Raw genomic sequence first — 23,237 nt, 5'->3', positions numbered from 1 at the left:
GATTATCCACGCTCCTTAAATAATCGTTTTTTGCGCTGTCCACGCAGGTAGAGTGTATATAACAAAAATGTCAGGACAGCGACGAACGTGATGAGGGCAAGGACTAAGAGAGCTCGTTCAAGAAATGAGGTCGGGGCGTACAGGCTCAACTGACTTATTACGCGAGAACGGTCGTCTTGCAGTGTAAGCTCGCCGTTTGTAGCTGTGATGGAGACATTTTCTGTACGAACCCATTCATTTTGCTCACGTAAGTCGAGCCAGCGAAAGCCGGGTGTGGACTCCATCATGTTGACGAGGTCCGATAAATGTTCTGTTCCGAGATAAGGGTGATAAAAACCGCCAATCATCGAATCACGTACAATCATCAGTTCGTCACGCGCGCGACGCATTTCGTTGACCGGTCTTGGAAGGTCGGTTCGAACGTATCCAATTGTTTCAGGGTATAAGGTCATTCCATGTAGAAGCGACGGTTTAGCAATATAAGGAGTCGAGCCCATAACTTCCCAATTTGTGTTACTAAATTGTACTTGTCCAAAAATATTAGAAAAATAGTTCGATGTTAAAGCATACCCTGAATGTGACATCGTGTAGTGTGGTGCTTCAAATCCTAGAGGCTTAAGGTCGAGTGACACAAGCTTATGAATCGAATTCGTTAATTTTGACTGCATATAAGCCGTCTCTCCTTCTAATAACGTCGCTACGTATTCAGTATAATCACGATTGTTACTGAACGCTTCACGTTTTTTTAGAAGGGGAGGCGTTTCATTCGAAGGAACGAGTACCGGCTGATTGTTCTCGACATCCCAAAACTCAAATCCTTCTCCTGTTTCTGAAGAACGATATTGATGAGTATAGCCATGTGAAATGACGGAAGCACCACGTTTTTCAAGACTTTGAATAACATCAAGCAGTTCTGGACGGTCGGTATAGTGAACAAGTTGCTCACTCCCTGGTTCGGCATACACTGTTATTACCGCTAACAGAATTGGTACGTCTCGATCTAACAGATAGTTCCCTACCTCTTCAAGGAGTTTTGGGTCTGTGCTCGGATTAATATCTTCTAGTCGAAGATACCCAAGATGCTCATTTGATGATTCGACTTGAAAAAAGTCAAATAGGCTATCCGCTACGAGTAAAGAAGAACGGTTCAATAAATTGTGAATTCCTGAATAAAAATGTTCGTCTGTTTGAACGATAACCGCTTGTTTTTTATCATTGTGCATCGAACTTGCGTGCACAATTGAGGCGGGGTCATCTACAGTCAGGATTGAGTCAGCTGATTCGAAAGTTAAAAAATGGTCGGTACGCGCTTGATGGAATTTGGAGACTCCTTGTTTCGTTGTTGTTTCTAGTTTGTTAAAGATATCAAGTTGATTCACGCTATAGCCGATTCCATACAATGGAGCGTCTAACTGGTTAATTCGCTCACGAGTTGATTCAGGAATTGTCGTAGGGTTTGCACCGAAGTAAAATAAGTGAGTTGTCCCATTAAACGATTCTTTTGATACTTCAGTGTCGCGAAGGATGTCGATTTTCTCCGAAAAGTGGGAAATCAGAGCATCCAATTTGTAGACTTCTGGTGGAATATCATTTGTTTCTGAACTAAAAACGATTGTAACGTTCGGTTCTTCTGCAAAAGAAATTTGTGGGATGCCAACTAAGACAAGAATGAGAATAATCATTTTATAACGCATAACTCTTCAACTCATTTCTCAATAATCCGAGGACGTCATCAGGTGATTCGATCTTTGCTTCTTTTGTGACGGTGTAGTGGGCGATATGGTTCGTGAAGGATACCGTTTTGCCATTTGACAGCTCGTAGTCCCCAATCAATTGTCGGAAGCGATTCAAAATGATCATCATATCCGATTCAGAAGCATAAGGTAGAATGAGCGCGAACTCTTCAGTGGACAATCGAAATTTTTTATCGGTCGTTCGTGTCGATTGGTGAAGACGTTCACTAAAAAATGTTAAAAAACGTGTTGCTTCCTCATCTCCATAGAGTCGTTTAAATTCTGTGAAGTAGTCAATTTGATAGAGCAGGACGGTGAATGATTCTCCGTGACGGTTTGTACGATTGATTTCCAACTGAAGTTCAAGTTCAAAACGTTCTTTATTGTCAAGTCCCGTCTCCTCATCGATTGATACGAGTCGTCTGACCTTCTCTTGTAATGAAAGGTTTAATCGGTTTAATTGATTGATTCGTGCATAAATACTTCCGCTTAAAATGACAAAAACAATCAACCAGACACCAAACTGTAAGAGGGTGGCTTCTGAAAACAAAAACATTTGGTCGGTAGGTCGGAAGAATAGGTTCCAAAAGTACAGGCTTCCGAATAAAAATAAAATTACCAGTGCCGTGAATAATCCTGCACGCATCCCTGCAAACAAGCTAATAAATAAAGCTAAAGCAATTAGTAAAGACCCTTCAATCGTTACATTTCCTAGGTCTGGCATGTACAGTATAAATAGAACGGCAGCGATCAACAAAAGTCCAATTTGTAAACTGACTAAACTTGTTTTACGGAATGAGGTATCCATCGATTAGTCCCCCTTCTGCTAATAAAGGCAGTAAATTGTCAAAAGCGTGAGTCTCTTTCGTATCTACATCAAGATACCCTCCATAGTAATCAGATGATGAGTCGGAAACCATCGATGAGGTGAGTCGATTCATCACCCGCTCTGCAAAGTCCCGTTCATCACGCTCGAGTAAATAAAAGATTGCCAACGCATAGACTGCTTGAGACTCATAGTTGACAGTTGGTTTTTTTGAGTTGAGATCGTACCGTCCGTAGACAATCCCGTCATTGAATGTCTCTTTAAAGAAAGAATAAAACGATGCGGTCGATAACCCGAACTGTTCATAGCGCAAGGCGACATATAATTGATCAATCATATTGATTTCCTCATCGAACTGATACGTCTGAGTTGAGATGACGTAAGATTTTGCGAAGAACGGTTCGCTCAGCGGCGCATTACTCAATACTTGTTTGCTGTTGTCGTACAAGTCGCTCACGGCCATGTGGCGTAGGGCGTCCTCATCTAAGTAGCTTAAAGTCAAAACGTCTCCACGTTCCTTTGTTGCCAAATCGACGAAGTCAACGGGGATCCCATCTTTGACCCCAATTGATGTGAGTGAAGTGCCAATCTGTTCAGCCAATTCAATGTAAGAAGGTTCATCAAACGCATCTCCCGCTTCATACAGGGCGTGAACGATTCGAGCATCATCAATCCAGGCATTCGCAGGGCTTCGTGTAAGCTCATCGTTCGTCCTTTCAAGTCGCCAACTAACCAAATTAGATGCATGCAAGAAATGCTCGGTGAGTACATCGACTTGTGAGGCAAATTCGTCTGCGCGATCCCGTTCGACTAAAAATAGCAAATAGAGTCCGAGAGACTCAGATAAAAATTCGTTTTCGCGATTGGTCACATTCGTTTGGATGAGACCTTTTTCTGTTAACAGATGACTCCGAATGAATGATTCTGTTGGAAATTCACTCTCGTAGTCTTGAGGAAGCTCAGTTTCTTCTTTGTTATCTGAACATCCGTACAATAAAAATAAACATGAGAGTGAGATAGAAATAAGGTGTCGCATAGACTCCCCCTTGATAAAGTGTAGTTTTTAAATGTTTATAATAATTTATACCCTAATAAACTCCTGCCTACTTCCTTATGTTGTTTAACCTTGAAAAAAATAACTTCTTTTCTAGTCGTTTAGAAGAACTAAAGTGGTGACATCGATGATGAATGTCTTTTTCGATTGTTTTACAGTGCGGTCTGAATGAATAAGTTTATTATATCGATTCGTTACACATAAAAAAAACCCTAAATGCTCGATACTTAGAAAAAGTGTCGATATTCAAGGTTCAGTTCATAAGGTTTAGTACGAATTTCTTCCTTTTTATAAATATGTCTCTCGGACTTCACGGCTACGCGTGACCTTAGCTGGTGTTCCATAAGCAATTACTTGACTTGGTAGGTTGGAGACAACAGTCGCTCCGGCGCCGACGACTGTGTCGGGTCCGACGTGAATGTTATGAATGACCGTGGCCCCCATGCCGATGAAAGATCTAGTACCGATTGTTACACCACCGCCAAGATGTGCACCAGGTGCAATCGAGCTAAAGGGTTCAAGACGACAATTGTGATCAACCGAAGCCATCGTATTGACGACACAATGTTCTTGAAGGACAGAATTTGGATTAATGACACTACCCGCCATCACGGCGACCCCAGGACCGATGGACACGTTACGTCCGACAATCGCACTTGGATGAATCGCTGAAATAAATTCAAAATCTGGCATACGTTCTCCTACCTTGATTGCGATGGACGCACGACGATCGTTATCCCCGACACCGATGATTCCTTTTCGAATGATAGAATTAGCACCAATTAGACCAAGAACGGGATAACCATAGATGAATTTCCCTACAAGTTCTGGACTGTCATCGTAAATGCCCGCAATTCGATAGAGTCCCATTAATTCTAAGATATCGATAATGACTTGTGCGTGACCGCCTGCACCAAAAATCACAATCCACTCCATCGGAAGTCACTCCTTTTTTGTTGAAAAATGTCGAATAGATTTGTCTGTAATGACATTATTTCCGATTCTTTTGATTTCAAACAGAATGACAATGAATAAACGAACATGAAATGGTATCGTGATTGATAAACGATGAGATAAAGGTATTTTAAATGATGTTATTTATTTCTGTTTCGTTGTTCTCGAAAACGGATATTTTGTTAAAGTCCTTTATCGCGCTCAGGAAGGAGAAGAGACTATGTCTTTGACGTTAATGTACATTACAAATCAACCTGAAGTAGCACGTGTTGCGGAGCAAAATGGAGTTGATTGGATTTTTATTGACCTTGAAATAATGGGGAAAACGGAAAGGCAAGGTCATTTGGATACAGTGATTTCCCGACATAACTTTCAAGACATCAGTCGGGTACGTGCAGTGTTGAAACATTCAAAACTACTTGTAAGAGTAAACCCGATTTTCCGAGGGTCCCGTCAAGAAATTGACGAGGTGATTAATCGCGGTGCGGATATCGTTATGTTGCCTTACTATAAAACGACGGACGAGGTAAAGAGACTGATTGAATTTGTTCATGGTCGTGCCAAAGTTTGTCTTCTTTGTGAGACGAAAGAAGCTGTAGAATGCATGCCTGATGTTTTAAAGTTAGATGGAATCGATTTTATTCATATTGGGTTGAATGACTTACATTTAAGTTATGGACAATCTTTTCTTTTCGAACCACTTGCAAACGGATTAGTGGAAAAAATCATTAATCAAATACGTGAGCAGGATATTATTTACGGATTTGGTGGAATTGCTCGTATAGGGGAGGGCAAATTACCTGCAGAAAAAATTTTGGCTGAGCACAAACGTCTTGATTCTTCGCTCATTATTTTATCGCGGAGTTTTTGTAATTTAGGGAATGTCAAAATGATGTCCGCATACCAAACTCAACTTTTTAAAGAGGGGGTTTGGAAAGTAAGGGCATATGAGCAACACCTGAAATATGTATCCTCAGACTGGTTGGAAAAAAATAGACGCAGTCTCGTTTTGGATGTTGAAGGTATTACTACAGAAATTCAAACACAGAAAGGGATTTTGTTATGAATGTATTGGTAACAGGAATGCGTCTATCGTTAAATCAAAAAGAACAACTAGAACAAATCGGATGCAAAGTCACTATGCTAGAGCAAGAGTCCGATATCTCACTACAAGATGTGACAAAAGTAGAAGTGCTCGTTTGTCAAAATATTTTCGCTTATAGACAAGTCGAGGAGTTTCCTCAGCTGAAAATCGTTCAAGCAGTGAGTGCCGGCTTAGATCGATTGCCTCTTGAAGAGTTAAAAGAACGTGGTATTGAGGTTTATAATGCCGGCGATACATACGCCGCGCCAATGGCGGAGTGGGTCATATGGCAACTTCTTGATTTTATGAAACATGGTGCATCACTTCGTGAAAATCAATCCAACCGTAAGTGGGAAAAAGAGCGGCGCTTACTCGAATTGACAGGGAAGACAGTGACCTTGCTTGGCGTAGGTCATGTGAGTGAAGCCATAGCAACAAGACTTCGACCATTTGGTGTTCGCCTAATTGGAGTTGGACACCGTGAAAAAGTAGTTTCATTTGTCGATCAATATGTTTTGATGAATGAGCTACACGATGTATTACGTGAAAGTGACGTTATTATTCTTGCGCTTCCACTGACGGAAGATACTTATCAATTAATAGATGAGGAAACACTCGGGGTGATGAAAGAGGATGCTATTCTGATGAATGTCGCACGGGGAGCGATTATTGATGAGACCGCTCTTGTTTCAGTGCTGAAAGAAGGGAAATTTTTTGGTGTATCTCTTGATGTGTTTGCATCAGAACCACTACCATCAGACCATCCATTGTATGATTTTGATTGGGTGTCTATCACCCCCCATAACTCCTATGTATCTGATCAAGTGAATAATCGATTGTTCAACAACGTTTTGAGTAATCTAAAACAAGTTCATACAAATCGTGAACGTTGACTCGAGAGCCTTTGGATCTCGGGTTTTTGTTTTGATAATTCACTAAAAAATTATATCGAACTCTCTTCAATTCGGATTTATCCATTTTTTTGAATGGGAACAATGACATATAACGTCATATCTGATTGCCCCGTACACCTTGAGACAAACAGCATAGAAGGAGTGAGAAGGATGCCAAAGAGCATGCCGTTAGTCAGTCTAGTTGTTCCTATTTATAACACTGCACCTTACATCGAACAATGCCTTGAAAGTCTTGTCAATCAAACCTATCCAAACCTTGAAATTATCTGTATCAATGATGGAAGTACGGATAACAGTTTTGGTGTTTTACTGCAGTATGACTCGGATTTACGCGTGCAACTATATGATCAGACAAATAGAGGGTGTTCATTTTCTCGGAATCGAGGACTCAATTTGGCAGATGGAGAATACATCATGTTCGTTGATAGTGATGATTGGCTCGATCTGGACGCCATTCGCCTAATGGTAGAACATGCCGAGAGAGAACGAGCAGATGCAGTTATGGGAACATATGTCCGAGAATACGAGGGACGTTCTTTACCTAAACATATTTTTAACGCAAACTTCCTGTCTTACGATGAAGAAGAAACCAAGCGATACGTTCATCGGCGTTTATTCGGACTTATGGGTGAGGAACTAGCTCGTCCGGAAACAGTGGACGCCCTGAATTCAAATTGTATTACCTTATATCATCGTGATTTGATTAAACATTTATCCTTTGATAGCACATATGGATCATTCGCAGATTTATACTATCAAATTCGTGCGTTGGAGAATTGTAAACGATTTATTTATATCGATTATCCTGTTTATCATTATCGGAAGACGAATGTAACATCGATGACAAGTATGTATCAAAAAAATTTGATTGCTTCTCGGATTGAGTTTTTTCACATCCTCATGCGTTATATCGAAGAGCGAAATCTCGGTGAAGATTACAATCGTGCGCTTTATAATCGAATCGCACTAAGCATGATTGGGATTGGGTTGAATGAGATTTGGTCTCAAAAATCACTTTTGAATCAAGCGGAAACGTTGAAGCAAGTGTTGCGTCAAAAAGAATTTCGCCAAGCATATTCTCAAATTGATATGAAGTACTTCGATTTGAAATGGAGGACGTTCTTCCAACTTTGTAAACGTGAACAGACCATTTCACTCGTTCTAATGTTACGGAGTGTCGACTATTTACGGAAACGTGTATAAAGGGGTGTTGATAATGAAACGTGTCCTCATGGTCGCGTCGGTTGTATCCATGATTGAAAGTTTTAATCGTGACAACATCAGAATACTACAGGAAATGGGTTATGAGGTTCATGTTGCAACGAATTTTGAGTGGGGGAGTATGTACTCTAAAGAAAAAATCACACGTATTCGGGAGAGTCTTCAAAGAGAAGGGGTTTCCATGTTCCAAATCGATTTTGAACGTGACATAAAAAAAATAAACCGGCATGTTAAAGCTTTTCAACAATTGAAAGATGTACTTTCACAACAAACGTATGAATTTATACATTGCCACTCTCCAATCGGTGGGGTGATTGGTAGACTGGTTGCTCGCCAAACCGAGACTCCCTGTATGTATACAGCGCACGGGTTTCACTTTTTCAGAGGTAGTCCTTCGCTTAATTGGTTACTTTATTATCCTGTGGAGCGTACACTTGCTCATTTAACAGATACACTGGTCACGGTGAATAAAGAGGATTATGAACGGGCATTGACGTTCAAAACGTCTCGTACGTTCCGGATACCTGGGATTGGAGTCGATACGAATCGAATTGAGCAAATCTCCATCAATCGATCTGAGAAACGCAATAATTTAGGTGTTTACCAAGATTCAAACTTTGTACTGTTGTCGGTCGGAGAACTGAATGAAAATAAAAATCATGAAACGATCATCCGAGCGATTGCGACGTTGAAAGATCGAAACGTTCAATATTGGATTGCCGGAACCGGCGATTCGAAACAGCGCCTCGAACGAATGATTATCGAACTTGAACTAAAAGAACAAGTACATTTACTAGGATTTCGAGAAGATGTATTTGAAGTGATGAAAGCTGCCGACTGCTTCGTTTTTCCTTCTAGGAGGGAAGGGCTAGGCATGGCGGCCCTAGAAGCGATGGCAGCGGGCCTGCCTCTAATCACATCAAATGTTCATGGAATCAATGATTATTCAGTTGAAGGTGTGACGGGTTATAAATGTGCACCTGATGACATCGCAGGTTTTGCCCGAGCGATTCAAATGATGCGTATTGATTTAAAAGTGGCACACCAGATGGGGTCGAATAATATAAAAACTGCTAAGTCCTATGATATTGAGCAGTCAAAAATCGAAATGAGACGAATTTACGAGTCCGTTCAGGCTTCTGGACATTAAAGTGAGGGGGTGCCGTCATGAAACTTGGATCAGAAGTGAGTATCGTACGATATTTAGTACTGATTTATTACTTACTTGCGACGACAGTCTTTTATATGCTTGCCATTTATGTAAGTGGGAATGGTATATCTTTTCAAATTTTTGGTGGGGGAGATGACGGCCTATTTTATTGGGAACAAGCCATGAATGTCTTTTATGACTTATCGTGGATCCGAACTTCTATATACCCTTGGATTATTGGGAAATACCTCCAACTGATTGGGGCGGAAAGTGTATTTGCGATTCGTATGTTTAACTTTGTTGGTGTCGTATTGCTTATCCACTTTTCACTGAAATTAGTAACTGTCCAATTGGAATCTATTTCTCTAAAGAAAAATGCCACAGAAATTCGAAAAAGAGCTTATCTCCTCTCACTTGTCAGTTATATCGCCTATATTAGTTTGTTTTTCAATATCACTACGTCAATTTTTCGGGATGTATGGATTTATATGTTGTTCGTGACTGCCACATATTTAGCTACACGTTGGTTATTTGAAAAGAATTGGACCTATTTCATGCTCCTTGTTCCGACAATTTGGCTACTCGGTCAATTCCGAACTTACGCTCTTCTTTCTTTTGTGTTGGCGATGAGTATTTGGTTTGTAGTTACACTCGTTAAGCGTCCTGTTGTATTCCTAATTATGTTTCTTATTGTATTCGGCGTCATTTATTCATTCTTTATGGATATCCAAGTTCCTATTGTTGAACGTACACTTCGCTCTGCCTTACAGTATCGATCCAGCGGGCTAGGTCAGTTAGGGGGGAGTAGTCAAATGGGGATTCAACTTGATGCAACGAATTATCTAGGTTTCTTGGCAAATTATGCACACAGTTATTTGGGTAACTTAGTTGGACCTTTGCCATGGCACATTCGGAGCGTGTCTACATTAATCGCCTTTGTAATTGAAGCGGTTCCGATGATTTTGATTTTAGGGTTTCTATGGTTGAGAAGAGGGTGGGTGACGAAAGTTCAAGGTTTCATTTTGACACAAGCTTTTGTATGGAACGGACTGATTGCCATCACCAACGACAACATTGGTACATCATTACGATTACGAGCTATTGCATATTTACTGATTTTACTTGTATTCGTTGTCACCTATAGTCAGTATCGTGCTGAAACAGGGAAAAAGTCATCGTCATTCTCTCGCCAATGAAGATTTCAAAAGAATGATAAGTATCTCCTTCCTATTTTGAATTGAATGATTTTCGGAGAGGGAAAGGTTCACTATCTAATTCATAATGGTGTCGACAGTCGAAAAAGTAAGGGAGGTATAGTCACCGTGAGAGATATCAACTCGTCAATCCAGGATACTTGGTTTATTTTGAAATCTAAAAAGTGGCTTATTTTAATGACGATGATTTTAATAGGAGCGATTGCCTACTCGTTAAGTCGGTATGTAATCCCACCGACGTATGAAGCTTCGACGCAAATTTTGGTGGTACCAAAACAAAATGGGACTGAAGCGTTAGACAGTAATCAGATCCAATCATCGCAGGGGCTGATTAATACGTATCGAATTATTATGAAAAGTCCAATCATTCTAAATGAAGTGCGTGAAAATATCCCGAATGCCCCTGAAAACTTAGAAGAACAAATTGTTATTGAAAGCGAAGAAAATTCGCAAGTCATTACAGTTCGTGCTACCGCAGGATCAGGGGAAATGGCTGCAAGTATTGCGAATGAATTAGGTTTGGTATTTTCAAGTGAGATTCCAAGCTTAATGAAAGTCGATAATACACAAATTTTGTCACCTTCATCTGTTCCGATTGAACCGGTAGAGCCAAATATTCCACGGAACACTGCAATTGGTATACTCCTCGGGTTCATTTTCAGTAGCGCCTTCGTATTAATTAGACATCTTTTCAACAAACAAATTCGAACTGAGGCGGAAGCAGAAGCCATACTTGGAATACCAGTGATTGCTTCGATTCCTCTATTTGAACGTCAATCGTTCAAAACAGATAAACATAATTCGCACTCATCGAATCAAGTAAAGGAGGGAGAAAAATATGTTCCGAAAACACAAAGAAAGCTTTCATAGAAATATGAACCGAAATTTAATTACAATCTCAGATCCGAAATCGCCAATCTCCGAACAATATCGTACACTACGTACAAATCTTGAATATACGTCGCTCGGTACTGGACTACAAACAATACTTGTAACCTCGACTTTTACTGGAGAAGGGAAATCGACAACCGCTGGAAACTTAGCCGTTGTATATGCTCAATTAGGTAAACGTGTACTAGTCGTTGATTGTGACATGCGTCGTCCAACAATGCACCAAATCTTCCGACTAGATACGAAGAATGGCCTTTCAAATGTTCTTGCAAAACGTGTCACAATTGATCTTGCCATTCAACAAACTCAACTTGAAAACTTATACGTGATGACGGCAGGCGTCATTCCACCGAATCCATCAGAACTACTCTCTGCACCTTCCTTTAAAGAAATGTTAGATCAAGTGCAGACCCAGTTTGACATCATTATTTTAGATGCACCACCAGTGATGCAAGTTGCGGATAGTCGAGTGATTGCGACTGAGGTTGACGGGACAGTTCTCGTTGTGAGTTGCGAAGCTTCAGATCGGGATGAAGTAGTAAAAGCGCGTGATCAATTGACAATGACAGGCACCAAAATTCTAGGTCTTGTGTTAAATCGCCGTGAGTATCGAAAGGATCGAAATAACTACTATTATGCATATCAATAAAAAGGAGGGATACCTATGGCGACCAAATATGCTCTCGAACCGGAAGAAGTCAGTTCGAATCAAATTAAATATGGTGCCTTGGTATCCTACGTTTCAATTGGTTTCAATATCATTTCAGGATTTCTCTATACGCCATGGATGATCGGAAAGATTGGTCAAGCTAATTATGGATTATACATTTTATCGTTTTCCATCATTGCCATTTTCGCATTTAATCTAGGTCTTGAAGTAGTAGTTGCCAGATTTTTAAGTAAATATCGAAATGATGGGGATCGGCAAGGTGAAATCCGCTTTCTAGGCATCGCCTATAAATTATTTTTTTTGCTGACCTTTATATTAGCGGTCGTGTTAGCCATTTTATATGTGTTTCTAGATAATCTTTACGGTAATTTGAGTGCTGGTGATTTAGAGAAACTACAATTTATGTACCCAATTGTTGCTTTTTACATTTTGATTACCCTAATATCTAAGCCACTCGATGCAGTGTTTATCGTAAATGAGCGTTTCATTCAATTCAATTCATTGCTATTTTTTGAGAAAGTAGTGATTGTAACCTGTACAATCGTAGCTCTTGTGATGGGGTATGGCGTATATGCGCTCGTTGTAATCAATGCGATTGTTATATTATTAAATAATATTTTCAAAGTACTATACATCTGGAAATATACAGATACTAAAATAGACTTCATGGCCAGCGGGAAAGGGATGTACCGTGAAATTTTTGTTTTTTCCTCTTGGCAAACGACTGTTGCTGCAACACATAACTTTCTAATGAATATCATGCCGACAGTACTTGTGATTGTAGCAAGTGGGGTTGCCGTTGCAATCTTTTCGATCGGGATGGTTGTTCAAGGTTATGTATTGCTTATAGCGACAGCAGTCAATTCACTTTTTTTGCCAAAAGTATCAAGGCTCACCCATTCAGGTGATGTTAAAGATATCGAAAACCTGATGATTCGGGTTGGTAGGATTCAACTCTATGTTGTGGGATTCATTACAGTAACATTCATTGCGATTGGATCGGAATTTATTCACTTTTGGGTAGGTGATGCATTTCGCGAATCATATATTGTTGCGTCGTTACTCATTGCGATGGGTGTGATTACGCTTCCTCAAGAAATTGCAAACATCCACCTTGTAACGACAAATCAAATTCGGTATCGAGCTTACGGGATGGTAATCTCGGCAGTCATCGGTTTAGTGCTCGCAATATTTTTGAGTGGGGCCTATGGCGCGAGTGGAGCAGCACTCGCTCTCATGATTGGTTACTTAAGTGGAAATGCTGTATTTATGAATATCATCTACGTAAAAATATTAAAGATAGATGTTTTGCGATTTTTTAAAGAATGTCATTTACAGCTACTGCCTGGACTTTTGTTGACATTAGTTATCGGGATGGTGATTCAACACCTACATCCATCCTCAAATATGATTGAATTTTTATATAAAGCAGTGGGATTTGTTGCTCTCTATGCGGTGTTTACTTGGTTCTTTACGGTGAATCAGTTTGAAAAAGATTTGATTCAATCGATTCTTCCGTTTAAGCGTATAAAGAAGGGAGAACTCAAATGAACATGTATCGTCGTTTTTTTAAGCGCCCTCAAGATCTTTTGTTAGCAATAGTTGCTTTAGTGTTACTTAGTCCTCTCATAGGGGGGACTGCTCTTCTGATTCGCCTTAAACTAGGTGGACCGGTTTTATTCAAGCAAAAGCGTCCCGGAAAAGACGGTGTAATTTTTGAGATGATTAAATTCCGGACAATGACAGACGAAAGGGACGAGGTGGGAGAACTTCTTTCCGATGACAAGCGTTTGACATCATTCGGGCAAAAGTTGCGTTCGCTCAGCATCGATGAATTGCCTAGTTTGATGAACATTGTGAAAGGTGATTTATCCATCGTTGGACCGCGGCCTCTGCTCGTTGAGTATTTACCACGTTATAACGATAGACAAATGCGCCGCCATGAGGTGAGACCGGGATTGACTGGTCTTGCACAAGTGAACGGGCGCAATCGTTTATCGTGGGAAGAACGATTCGAGATGGATGTGCAATATGTCGACGACATCACGTTTATAGGTGACTGGAAGATTATCTTTCAAACCGCCTATAAAGTACTCAAAAGAGATGGAATCTCTTCGGAAACATCGGCGACGATGGAAGCATTTATGGGTAGCGAACAAAATCACAAAGAAGACGCCCTCACCCGCTGAGAGCGTTTTTTGTTTTTGCATGGATACAGGAGTTTTACAGAATTTCTCGAATAACACAAAAAGAAAAAGCGCCTGACTGAGTGTCAAACACTTTTCTTCATTTGTTGCTTCCGGTCGCGTTGTACTTTCCAAATCACTGAAGCAATGACGATTAGGATTGGTGCAAAGATCCACGGTCGAGCTTCTAGAATGGCAACAAGTTCAAAAATCGAGAGCCATCCGCTCACCATGATTAATACAAGTAAAAAAGTTTTCAGTCCCCCCCGGACCGGAAACCAGAAATAAACGAACAAGGTCACTAAGAAGAAAGCGATTAAGCCCATGCAATTTGTCCTTTCACCCATCATTTTGACTCATTATAGCAAAGAACATCGAGAGAGTGTTAGAAGCTTCACTTCTTAGGCGTGTTTCGGTACGCTTATAAAAGATGATTGAAGGAGGAACAGATGTGAAATTTGGAATTATTGGTTTAGGATACGTTGGATTGGCCACGCTTTGCGGATTGGCAAAAGCCGGTCATCACGTCATCGGTGTCGAGGCTGACGAAGAGAAGTTACGTCTCCTCATGAGTGGACACCCACCATTCCATGAACCAGGCATGGCAGAGGTGCTACAAGAGCACGCCGATCAAATCACGTTAACAGATCGTGTTGCGGATACGGAGCAGGTCGACTATTTGATTCTTGCGGTCGGGACACCGAGCAAGTCAGATGGTAGCTGTGACTTATCCTATATCGAAGCAGTCCTTTCGGAACTGAGAACGAAGCATAAAATTATCATTCGTAGTTCAGTCCCCCCCGGCACGACAGATTTATTGAACATCATGTATCCCTCTCATACGTTTGCGATCGTACCTGAATTTTTACAAGAGGGACGTGCACTTGCGGATGTCATGAAGCCACATCGGGTCGTTATCGGCTGTGAGGACCTTGAAGTGTCAGAGGAGCTGGCCGGCATATACGGTCGTCTCGGCGTTCCACTCATCTGTACGACACCCATCAACGCAGAACTCATCAAATACGCATCGAATGCATTTTTGGCCACGAAAATCAGCTTCATGAATGACTTGTCGCGCTTAGCCGATAAAGCAGGTGCTGATATTACAACAATTGCGGATGGAATGGGACTCGATCCGCGTATCGGGCGCTCGTTCTTAAACGCAGGAATTGGATATGGCGGATCGTGCTTCCCGAAAGATATGAACGCACTGCTTCATGTCGCGAAAGAGAACGAGACTGACTTGCGTGTCATCCGAGCGGCGGCAAAAGTGAATGAGACGCAAATCGAATATGTGCTGTCTAAACTAAATCTTCAACCGAACATGCGGGTTGCGATTCTTGGTTTGGCATTCAAGCCGGGAACGGACGATATGCGGGATGCCCCGTCGATTTTACTCGCGCACCATATGGTCGCCCGAGACGTTGAAGTCATCGGATATGATCCGATTGCGACGTGGGAGTATCCGCAGGCGGCATCGATTGAAGAGGCGTTGCATGGTGCGGACTGTGCTGTTCTCGTCACGGAATGGGATGAGCTCGTGAATTTGAGACCGGAGTCCTTTTCGAGTATGCGCCAGCGTCGCTTGATTGATGCGCGAAACGCGTGGAAGTTTGCGCGCGACCCGGGTGCTGTTTCGTACGAAGGAACCGGACGGATGCAGCGTCCATCGAACACACCGACTTCAAACTAATATTGTTCAGGACTGCTCATATAGGCGGTCCTGTTTTCGTGTAATTTGAATCCTTCAGAAGTCTTGTATCGTAAAGAAAGGAGAGGAGGCGAGGCATATGTGGATTCTCATTCTAGCAGCAGGAATCGTCGTCGCGTTAGGATTCGCGGTAGATAGGTTCGGCTGGTATCATCTGATCTCAGGGTATAATACGATGTCTAAAGAGAGGCAAGAACGTGTCGACATCAAGCGGGTGGCGCGACTGATTGCTTGGATGTGTTACGGCATTGGCGCGATGTTTCTGTTGATCGCACTCATCGACTTGTCTGGATGGAGCGCACCACTCGAACCGTTCTTTCTCGTCCTATTCGTCTTCATCGTCGCCATGCTTTGGCGGATGCAGCGGTATGACGGGAACATCTTTGATGAATCTGGTCGTTTGAGACCGGGTGGGAAAAAGCGCCTCATCCCAATCATCATCGTCTCTGTCATATTACTCGTCGGTGTGCCCGCGCTCCTATTTTGGTTCAGTCAACCGACTGAAGTGACTGTAACAGACTCGGTGATTGTCATTGAAGGCAGTTATGGTCGTGAAGTCCCGCTCGATGAAGTGGAAGACGTGACATGGACAATCTTACCGGACATCGCGCGTCGGACGAACGGAGCAGACACGGGAACACGCCTGACGGGACATTTTCGCACGGAAGCAGGAGAAGATGTCCTCCTGTTTATCGATCGCGATGTCGAACCGGTCATTCGACTCGATTGGTCGGCAGAACCAATCTATCTCAATCAGTCCTCGACAGAAGCGACGCGAGCATTATATGAAGAGATTCAATCACGCTGAAAAAAGGGACACTCAATGCGAGTGTCCCTTCGTGTTGACCCAAGTTTCAAATGAAGCCGCATCAAGAGCGGGTGAGAAGTAGTAGCCCTGCCCGAGCTCGACTCCTTCATGAATCATTCGTGACAGGTCGTCATCGGTCTCGATGCCTTCAGCGAGGGCGGTCAGCTGTTGCTCGTTCGCAAAACGCGACACGGCACGTAAGAAGGATGTACTTTCTTTCGCCTTCCCACTCACATACATCCGGTCGATTTTGACTTCTTGAATCGGCAAATGCCAAATCGCTTCGAATGAGGCATATCCGGTCCCGAAGTCGTCAATCGAGAGGCAATATCCGAGGTCGGCGATATCTTCTAACCGTTCGAGTTCACTCTCATACGACATAATATCTGACGACTCCGTCAATTCAATCTTCAATCGGTCCGGTAGCCAAGGATGTAGCTCGATGGAGTCCCGAAGTTTCGCTACAATCGACGGGTCGACCGAATGAGCCGACAAGTTGAACGACAGTGAGATGTCTTCGAAAGGCGTGTCTTGCCACGCGACGAGCTGTGCGATCGTCTGGTCGAGAATGTTATGCGATAGCCATAAGATTTGATCGGATCGCTCTGCGACACGAATGAATTCGTTCGGTGGAATGACTCCGACGTCAGGATGTGTCCAGCGGGCGAGTACTTCCGCTCCGACGACACGGCCTGTTTTCAGCTCGACTTGTGGCTGATAGGCGACCGTCAATTCACCTTTTCGGATCGCCTCTGGAAGCGCCTGCTCAATCAGTGCGGCGAGTTGCATTTGGGCTAGGATGTCTGAGTCATACCAAACGGATGGAATGCGGGTTTCTTTAGCGTGTTGTAACGCCTTCATCGCCTCGAACAAACAATCGTTATACGCAGGTTTCGTCTCGGTTGCACCGATTTGGATGTGTACATTTTGTCGTTTATGATTGACTGTCAATTCCGTCGGGAACAGTTCCAATAATTCATGTTCATCCTCAAAAGAGAAGCCTCTGACATACAGCATGAACGTGTCGTCCCGATACCGTCCGAATAGATGTTGTGCATATTTGGACAGGCGAGCCTCGACGGTGCGCGCGAACTCGTTCATGAGAAGATCGGCGTATGCCGGATCGTACCAATCGACGAGGTGATGGTAGTCGTGCAGTCTAATCAAGACGAATGCACCGTCAATCTCTTGATTCTCCCATCTGCGGATGAAGCCATACTCGTTGTAGAGGTTGGTCGCCAAATCAAAGCGCACGAGACGGTCGACTTTTCGTTCCCGCTCGACACGATCGGTCTCATCTTCAACAATCAAATAATATGTCAATTGTTCTTCCCGTTTTAGCGGTGTCAATTTCACGTTCAAATAACGAGTATGTTCGCCTTTCAAATGGATGATGAATTGGGCGCTCGTTCCTTGGTCGGTCACGCCTTCAAGTGCTTGTTCGAACAGACGGCGACCCGTCTCGGTGAACAGTTGGTTGATCTCATATAAATTTCGATCGCCAAAAAACTGACGGAACATCTCATTTCGTTCAATCAGATTATAAGAATCATCCATCAGCGCGATGGCGAGCCCGGTCTCTGAAAAGAGGGACGACCAACGTTCGTGATAGCGCACGAGATCCTGTGAGCGATTCTCGAGCTCATGGAAGGTCGAATGAACGCTTGCGGCAATCTCGCGTAACTCGTCCTCGATGCCACGGAAGTCATGCGTCTTCGGGAACATTTCTTCAACCGGCGTGAGACTTGGATCGATAGCAAGCGCTCGTGCCTTGAGGTGCGCCAAATCGTGATTGTAACGCTTGCGCGTATAGTAAAGCAGGAAAATCAGTCCGAGTGATAAGAGGAATGTCATGACGAATGAGGTAGTGGCGAGAATTTGGTAATGTTTACTTTCTTCTCGTAGCGCGACCTCTGAAGTAGAGCGAATCGAGCGAAGAGCCCCATACGCATCTTCGTAGACGTTCGTTGAATTGACATAACGAGCTTCGAGAGATGCCTCACGGTTTGCCATATTGGCGAACGATTGACCACTTTCTGCCACGTCGATGACGGCTTTCGTTTGTAACGTTGTGTTCGATGCGATGATTGTTTGGATGATTGCCGCTTCGCCTACAATCAAATCAACGGTACTGGCCAGTTGGTTCTCGTCAATTGAATCACCAAGTAAAGAAGCGCCGTTTCGCATGAGCATCGATTGCATCCGCATAATGGCGTCAATCAGTTCATAAGCTGCATTCGGTTGATTCGTTTGTTCGAGCGCTTGATAGAGCCAACGGCGATTGATTGAACTGATGACATCGTTCGGGACCGTCTCGAATCGCTCTTCTTCGAGAATACGGTTCAAATCGTTCGAGAACGTCTGAAGCGTCTCTCGTTCCCGTTCGTTTATACCAGCTTCGAAGTCGTTCAATAAACGATCATTGTATTGGAGTGCCCGTTCTTTGTACGGTGTGGATAAGAACGATGACGTCTGATTCGACTGTTCCTCGTAACGGGTCGCCGCCTCGAAGAGCGTCACATACGCTTCGACACCAGCCAGGTCTGCCGCCTGACTCAAATTCGCGATTGTCTGGTCGATGGCTTCTTGTTTTTCATGCCAATAAAAATTCGTTCCAAGCCCAAACAACAAGACACCGATGAGACAAGCGACCGCAAGCGCCATCGTGTAGATACGGTATGGAATTTTCGCGAAACGGGATTGGCCCATCCGGCACCTCCTTTTTTTCTTCATCATACTCCGATTTCGGGTCACGGGATGAAATTCCTGCAAAACGAAAGAAAAACCCGACTTTTGTCGGGTTTATTAACGTGACTAAAGTCACGGGCGCTTATAACCGATCAAGCGTGATTGCCAATACGGTTCTTTACTGATTTGGTTATAACCTAATCCGTATGAACCGGCATGGATGAATGTATCAGAGTTAATCATGATGCCCATATGCGATGGTCCTGCGGTATATGTGTTTTCGAAAAAGACGAGATCACCGGGCTGCGGGACGAACGACTTCGGTAATTGTGCTCCGAAGTAAGCGCCGCTCCAATAATTGGCCACGTTCGTACGTGGGATGCTGACACCGGATTGATTGAATACATAATAGATGAGACCTGAACAATCGAATCCGCCGTTGGCCGGGCTAGAAGATGCCCACACGTATGGTGTACCCACATACTGTTTAGCGACCTGGATGGTCGAAAGTCGTGTCGACTGAGCGCTTTGTCCTTTGATTTCTGTGACGGCTGATTTTGCGACAAATCCTGAAGAGAGCCGATAGTGCGTAGCCGTCTCTCCAATGATGTTCAACAGTTCTCCGCGGAGTGTCGAACCGACCGTACTGCTCGCCTCGCTCGCCTGTGACCGAATCGAAGTCGGATAGTACGTATAGTACGAGTTTGCGTCATAGGAACCTTCGACCCAAGCCGGACCTTCTGCCGAGCCTTTCGGGACCGTTTTCACATAGGCCGAGGCAACAAAGCCGACCGTATTCCCGTAATAGATTTGTAGCCAACCTTTTGAAGACTCGACGACGCGCAACGTCTGTCCCGCTTTGACACTACCGATGATCGTCGCACTCGTTGAAGAGCTCGAACGGACGTTCAAAGAGGGAGTGTTGACGATGTAATCAACAGTGGCATTGCCAGCACCGGCATCTCCTTCATTGGGGGCAGGGTCACTCGGTGTCGTGGTCGTTTGCTTTAAATAACCGGCGCTCACGTATCCGGATTTACCATTATACGTGACATAGTACCAGCTACCTGACTGTTTCGTCGCCTGGACGACCGTGCCGTTCGGGATGGACGTGACGAGGGCGTAGCCGATGCCGGCACCTTGCCGAACATTCAAGTTTGCGGTCGTGGTGAACTGTTGGTTGATGGATTGTTCTGTACTCGGTGACGTAGATGTCGCTGATTCAGATGTCGTTAAATATGTATTGGCGACATATCCAGTTTTTGTCCCGTACTTTACTTTCGACCATGAGCCTTCGACAGCTAAGACGGTGACCGTCTTGCCCTTAGGAATCGTGAGCACCACGGTCGTCTTTGTTGACTTCGACGAGCGAAGATTCAAGTTTACTTTCGTTTGGGCCGTCGCCGCGTTCGGTGTGACAGTCGAAGGCGTGTCTGCTCCGCTTGACGTGGAAGCTTTTTGTAAATAGTCGTTATGCACCCACCCGGTCTGTCCGCCGTAACTGACTTTCGTCCACGATCCTTTTGATTGAATCGGGGTGAGCGTTTTGCCTTTTGGAATCGTCAAGAGGACGCGGTGCCACGTTCCTCCGGCGAGTCGCATGTTCAACGCATGCGTCGTCGTGACACGATTCGTACTCGCAGCGGTCAACGATGAACCGCCTGTCGATGCAGACGCATTTCCTGTGAGACGTAGTGTCTGACCGACGCGAATATTGTTAGAGGATAGTCCGTTCAAAGATTTAACCGTCGCGACAGATACATCGTAGGAACGGCTGATGGACCATAATGTATCACCAGAACGTACCGTATGCGTGGTCGCAGCCGCAGCTTCGTCCGCGTGGGTAAGTATACTTACCGCTGCGAGAGCCGCGAATGAGTAAGTGAGACCAGACTTTGAATTCATAGCGTCACATCCTTTCAAAGAGTGAGAATGAAACCATTCAACAAGTGAGACAATACAAGTTTATTGTACGGTGAGACGAAATGAGCAAGCAATGGGGCAAAAGGTCAATTCACGTCCTTTTATTGAAAAGGAGGTCAATAATTTATAAATGGGTATAAATGGATATTTAACGGATTCGAAAAAGGAGGAAGTATTGACTTTCTGTTGAATTTTGGAAAACGTGACGTGTGATGTTTCATGCTATCATTAGGTCAAAATAAATTTGGTGAGGTGGCAGACTGATGATCGAGAAGAACTTTTCAAACCGAACATATCGTAAACATCAAGAGAAACTGTTCGAACTCGTGAGAATGCCGATTGTGACCGAGAAAACCGTACAGGAGGCGATTCGATATATGTGTGAGATCGTCGCTGATATGCTGGCGGTCGATACAGTGTCAATTTGGCATTTTGACACATCATATCAATCCATTTCGTGCCAAGTCGCCTATTCTCACGAATCAGGTACACATTATCCGAAGTTGTCGGTTCATCGTGAACTCGCAGCGGACTATTTTGAGGCGCTTCAGACAGAACGGGTCCTCACGTTCGAGGACGTTCGAAGTCACCCGTGGGTGAAGGAACTATACACAGAGTATTTTGTGGAAGGTCAGCGTATCTACTCGATGCTCGATGCTCCGATTTACGCGAACAATCGCGCTAAAGGTGTGATTTGTTGCGAAACATTTTTACCGCGGAAGTGGAACTATCTTGAAGAATTAATTGTGAGCACGCTTGCGGACTTTATCGCAATCCTTTACTTTCGACTCGACCGCCAGTTAGTTGATGAACATCTTCATCAACTGGCCTATACGGATGAATTAACGGGATTGATGAATAAGTACGCGTTTGTCGATGAAATCGATTCACTTCGTCTTCATACGGAAGGTTTTCTCGGTGCTGTTCTTTATATTCGAGCCGATGATTTTCGATCGATTGAAGATGCTATCGGTTCTGAAGCGTCTGATTTGATTGTCAAAGAAATGGCGAGTCGATTGCGCAAGGTGGTCGATGAGTCTCGAATGGCTCGAACGTCTCAATCTGGATTTGTCATTTGGATTCCTTACGGGGAACGGAGGAAAGTGCATACGCTTGCGGAACACTTATGTGAGCAAGTGACACGTCTTCCATACCGAATTAATGAATTAGATGTTGTGTTGACGACGAGCGCGTTCATCTCGATCGAAATTGAAGGTCGCTCCACATTAGACATGATTCATACAACTCGGGTTGTTGCGGGTCAATCGAATGGGAAGCGGGGAGTCATTGCGTTTTTTGAAGAGGAGATGGCACAGAAAGCATCAGATCGCCTAAGGCTAGAGATGAACCTACGATTGGGAGTCCTGTCAGAACAGTTTGAATTATATTATCAACCAAAAGTTATTGCTGATTCTGGAAAATTGAAAGGGTTCGAAGGATTGATGCGCTGGAATCATCCGGAGCGTGGTCTCGTCCCGCCACTCGACTTCATTCCGCTCGCCGAATCGACGGGGCTCATCATCGACCTAGAAGAATGGGCGTTCGTAACGGCCTGTCGCCAGCTCAAACAGTGGCATAATCGTGGAGACCGCTACGAGCTTGCGCTCAACTTATCGGCGCGTCATTTCTTATCTGAAGGGGTCGTCGAAAAATTTGCCCAAATCGCACGTGAAGAAGGAATCTGTACGAGTTACATGACTCTTGAGATTACAGAGAGCGTTGGGATGGAAAACCAGCAACACGTCATCGACCGTTTCATCGCCTTCCGCGAAGAAGGATTTTCCATTTCCATCGATGACTTCGGGACCGGGTTCTCAGCATTCGTCTACTTGAAGCACTATCCGATTCATGAGATCAAAATCGATCGGCAGTTCATTCAAGTGACAGAGAACGACCCGACCGGGAACGTTATCGTTGAATCCATCGTCGACTTAGCACGCGGATTGAACTTGAAGACGGTTTGTGAAGGCGTCGAAACGCTTGAGCAGTGGGAGGCATTACGTGGACTCGGCTGTGATGAGATGCAAGGGTACTATTTCTCTAGACCGTTGCCGCTTCAAGAACTTGAAACATGGATTGCTAGCTATACGACACAGACAAGGGACGCCTGAGCGTCCCTTTCAGGCTGTTGACTAACATGAATAATATCGCTCGCCTTTCCGGCGCCCACGCTTTCCGCAGGCAATCCCGGAGCCGCATCGCGACTTGGG

The 23,237-nt window shown here is 43.8% G+C and carries 19 protein-coding genes; 12 read left to right on the top strand and 7 right to left on the bottom strand.

Annotation, left to right across the window (positions count from 1 at the left end; all coding sequences use genetic code 11):
- Window positions 1-2: 2 nt before the first annotated feature.
- The 4 genes from KNO98_RS06490 to KNO98_RS06475 all read right to left on the bottom strand — a co-directional run bounded on the left by KNO98_RS06490 (window position 3) and on the right by KNO98_RS06475 (window position 4,549).
- Entirely contained in the window at window positions 3-1,694 is a 1,692-nt protein-coding gene (locus tag KNO98_RS06490; RefSeq protein ID WP_214700009.1) for a DUF2334 domain-containing protein, read from the bottom strand.
- Entirely contained in the window at window positions 1,684-2,541 is an 858-nt protein-coding gene (locus tag KNO98_RS06485) for a GGDEF domain-containing protein (protein WP_214700007.1), read from the bottom strand. Before KNO98_RS06485 ends, KNO98_RS06490 begins: the two co-directional genes overlap by 11 nt.
- Window positions 2,522-3,595, bottom strand: a complete 1,074-nt coding sequence (locus tag KNO98_RS06480; RefSeq protein ID WP_214700005.1) for a hypothetical protein — start codon at window positions 3,593-3,595, stop codon at window positions 2,522-2,524. Before KNO98_RS06480 ends, KNO98_RS06485 begins: the two co-directional genes overlap by 20 nt.
- A gap of 306 nt (window positions 3,596-3,901) precedes the next feature.
- On the bottom strand, window positions 3,902-4,549 hold the full coding sequence (locus tag KNO98_RS06475; RefSeq protein WP_214700003.1) for an acetyltransferase: 648 nt from the start codon (window positions 4,547-4,549) through the stop codon (window positions 3,902-3,904).
- A 238-nt stretch (window positions 4,550-4,787) separates the two neighbouring features.
- On the opposite strand from KNO98_RS06475, the gene KNO98_RS06470 reads away from it, so the two are divergent.
- The 9 genes from KNO98_RS06470 to KNO98_RS06430 all read left to right on the top strand — a co-directional run bounded on the left by KNO98_RS06470 (window position 4,788) and on the right by KNO98_RS06430 (window position 13,900).
- Window positions 4,788-5,633 carry an aldolase/citrate lyase family protein gene (locus KNO98_RS06470; protein WP_214700002.1) on the top strand — a complete coding sequence of 282 codons (846 nt, stop codon included), beginning with the start codon at window positions 4,788-4,790 and terminating at the stop codon, window positions 5,631-5,633.
- On the top strand, window positions 5,630-6,544 hold the full coding sequence (locus tag KNO98_RS06465; protein WP_214700000.1) for an NAD(P)-dependent oxidoreductase: 915 nt from the start codon (window positions 5,630-5,632) through the stop codon (window positions 6,542-6,544). The genes KNO98_RS06470 and KNO98_RS06465 overlap by 4 nt, the downstream gene beginning before the upstream one ends.
- A gap of 171 nt (window positions 6,545-6,715) precedes the next feature.
- Window positions 6,716-7,768 carry a glycosyltransferase family 2 protein gene (locus KNO98_RS06460; protein ID WP_214699998.1) on the top strand — a complete coding sequence of 351 codons (1,053 nt, stop codon included), beginning with the start codon at window positions 6,716-6,718 and terminating at the stop codon, window positions 7,766-7,768.
- A gap of 13 nt (window positions 7,769-7,781) precedes the next feature.
- Window positions 7,782-8,936, top strand: a complete 1,155-nt coding sequence (locus tag KNO98_RS06455) for a glycosyltransferase family 4 protein (protein WP_214798160.1) — start codon at window positions 7,782-7,784, stop codon at window positions 8,934-8,936.
- 17 nt (window positions 8,937-8,953) lie between these two features.
- Window positions 8,954-10,132, top strand: coding sequence for a hypothetical protein (locus tag KNO98_RS06450; protein WP_214699994.1), 1,179 nt, complete (start codon window positions 8,954-8,956; stop codon window positions 10,130-10,132).
- Window positions 10,133-10,258: 126 nt separating this feature from the next.
- The gene (locus KNO98_RS06445; protein WP_214699992.1) at window positions 10,259-11,020 is read left to right on the top strand and encodes a YveK family protein; all 762 of its coding nucleotides are present in this window, start codon (window positions 10,259-10,261) and stop codon (window positions 11,018-11,020) included.
- Window positions 10,989-11,690 carry a CpsD/CapB family tyrosine-protein kinase gene (locus KNO98_RS06440; protein WP_026825211.1) on the top strand — a complete coding sequence of 234 codons (702 nt, stop codon included), beginning with the start codon at window positions 10,989-10,991 and terminating at the stop codon, window positions 11,688-11,690. Before KNO98_RS06445 ends, KNO98_RS06440 begins: the two co-directional genes overlap by 32 nt.
- Window positions 11,691-11,705: 15 nt before the next feature.
- Window positions 11,706-13,262 carry a lipopolysaccharide biosynthesis protein gene (locus KNO98_RS06435; RefSeq protein WP_214699990.1) on the top strand — a complete coding sequence of 519 codons (1,557 nt, stop codon included), beginning with the start codon at window positions 11,706-11,708 and terminating at the stop codon, window positions 13,260-13,262.
- Entirely contained in the window at window positions 13,259-13,900 is a 642-nt protein-coding gene (locus KNO98_RS06430) for a sugar transferase (protein WP_305798371.1), read from the top strand. Before KNO98_RS06435 ends, KNO98_RS06430 begins: the two co-directional genes overlap by 4 nt.
- Before the next feature lie 83 nt (window positions 13,901-13,983).
- Here KNO98_RS06430 and KNO98_RS06425 read toward each other — a convergent pair whose 3' ends face one another.
- Window positions 13,984-14,223, bottom strand: coding sequence for a hypothetical protein (locus KNO98_RS06425; RefSeq protein ID WP_026825214.1), 240 nt, complete (start codon window positions 14,221-14,223; stop codon window positions 13,984-13,986).
- A gap of 125 nt (window positions 14,224-14,348) precedes the next feature.
- Between KNO98_RS06425 and KNO98_RS06420 the strand changes: the two genes are divergently transcribed.
- Entirely contained in the window at window positions 14,349-15,590 is a 1,242-nt protein-coding gene (locus KNO98_RS06420; RefSeq protein ID WP_214699988.1) for a UDP-glucose dehydrogenase family protein, read from the top strand.
- Window positions 15,591-15,687: 97 nt separating this feature from the next.
- Window positions 15,688-16,416: a DUF3784 domain-containing protein gene (locus tag KNO98_RS06415; RefSeq protein WP_214699987.1), complete on the top strand. Its 729-nt coding sequence runs from the start codon at window positions 15,688-15,690 to the stop codon at window positions 16,414-16,416.
- A gap of 12 nt (window positions 16,417-16,428) precedes the next feature.
- On the opposite strand, the gene KNO98_RS06410 is transcribed toward KNO98_RS06415, so the two are convergent.
- Both KNO98_RS06410 and KNO98_RS06405 read right to left on the bottom strand, forming a co-directional pair.
- The gene (locus KNO98_RS06410) at window positions 16,429-19,125 is read right to left on the bottom strand and encodes an EAL domain-containing protein (RefSeq protein WP_214699985.1); all 2,697 of its coding nucleotides are present in this window, start codon (window positions 19,123-19,125) and stop codon (window positions 16,429-16,431) included.
- A gap of 111 nt (window positions 19,126-19,236) precedes the next feature.
- Entirely contained in the window at window positions 19,237-21,009 is a 1,773-nt protein-coding gene (locus KNO98_RS06405) for a C40 family peptidase (RefSeq protein WP_214699983.1), read from the bottom strand.
- Between the two features lie 281 nt (window positions 21,010-21,290).
- Here KNO98_RS06405 and KNO98_RS06400 point away from each other — a divergent pair, with 281 nt between their 5' ends.
- Window positions 21,291-23,138, top strand: a complete 1,848-nt coding sequence (locus tag KNO98_RS06400; protein ID WP_214699981.1) for a sensor domain-containing phosphodiesterase — start codon at window positions 21,291-21,293, stop codon at window positions 23,136-23,138.
- Window positions 23,139-23,237 lie beyond the last annotated feature (99 nt).

The sequence above is a fragment of the Exiguobacterium sp. s57 genome (assembly GCF_018617685.1).
In the GTDB taxonomy this organism is placed as follows: domain Bacteria; phylum Bacillota; class Bacilli; order Exiguobacteriales; family Exiguobacteriaceae; genus Exiguobacterium; species Exiguobacterium marinum.
This window is presented reverse-complemented; position numbering and strand designations above follow the sequence as displayed.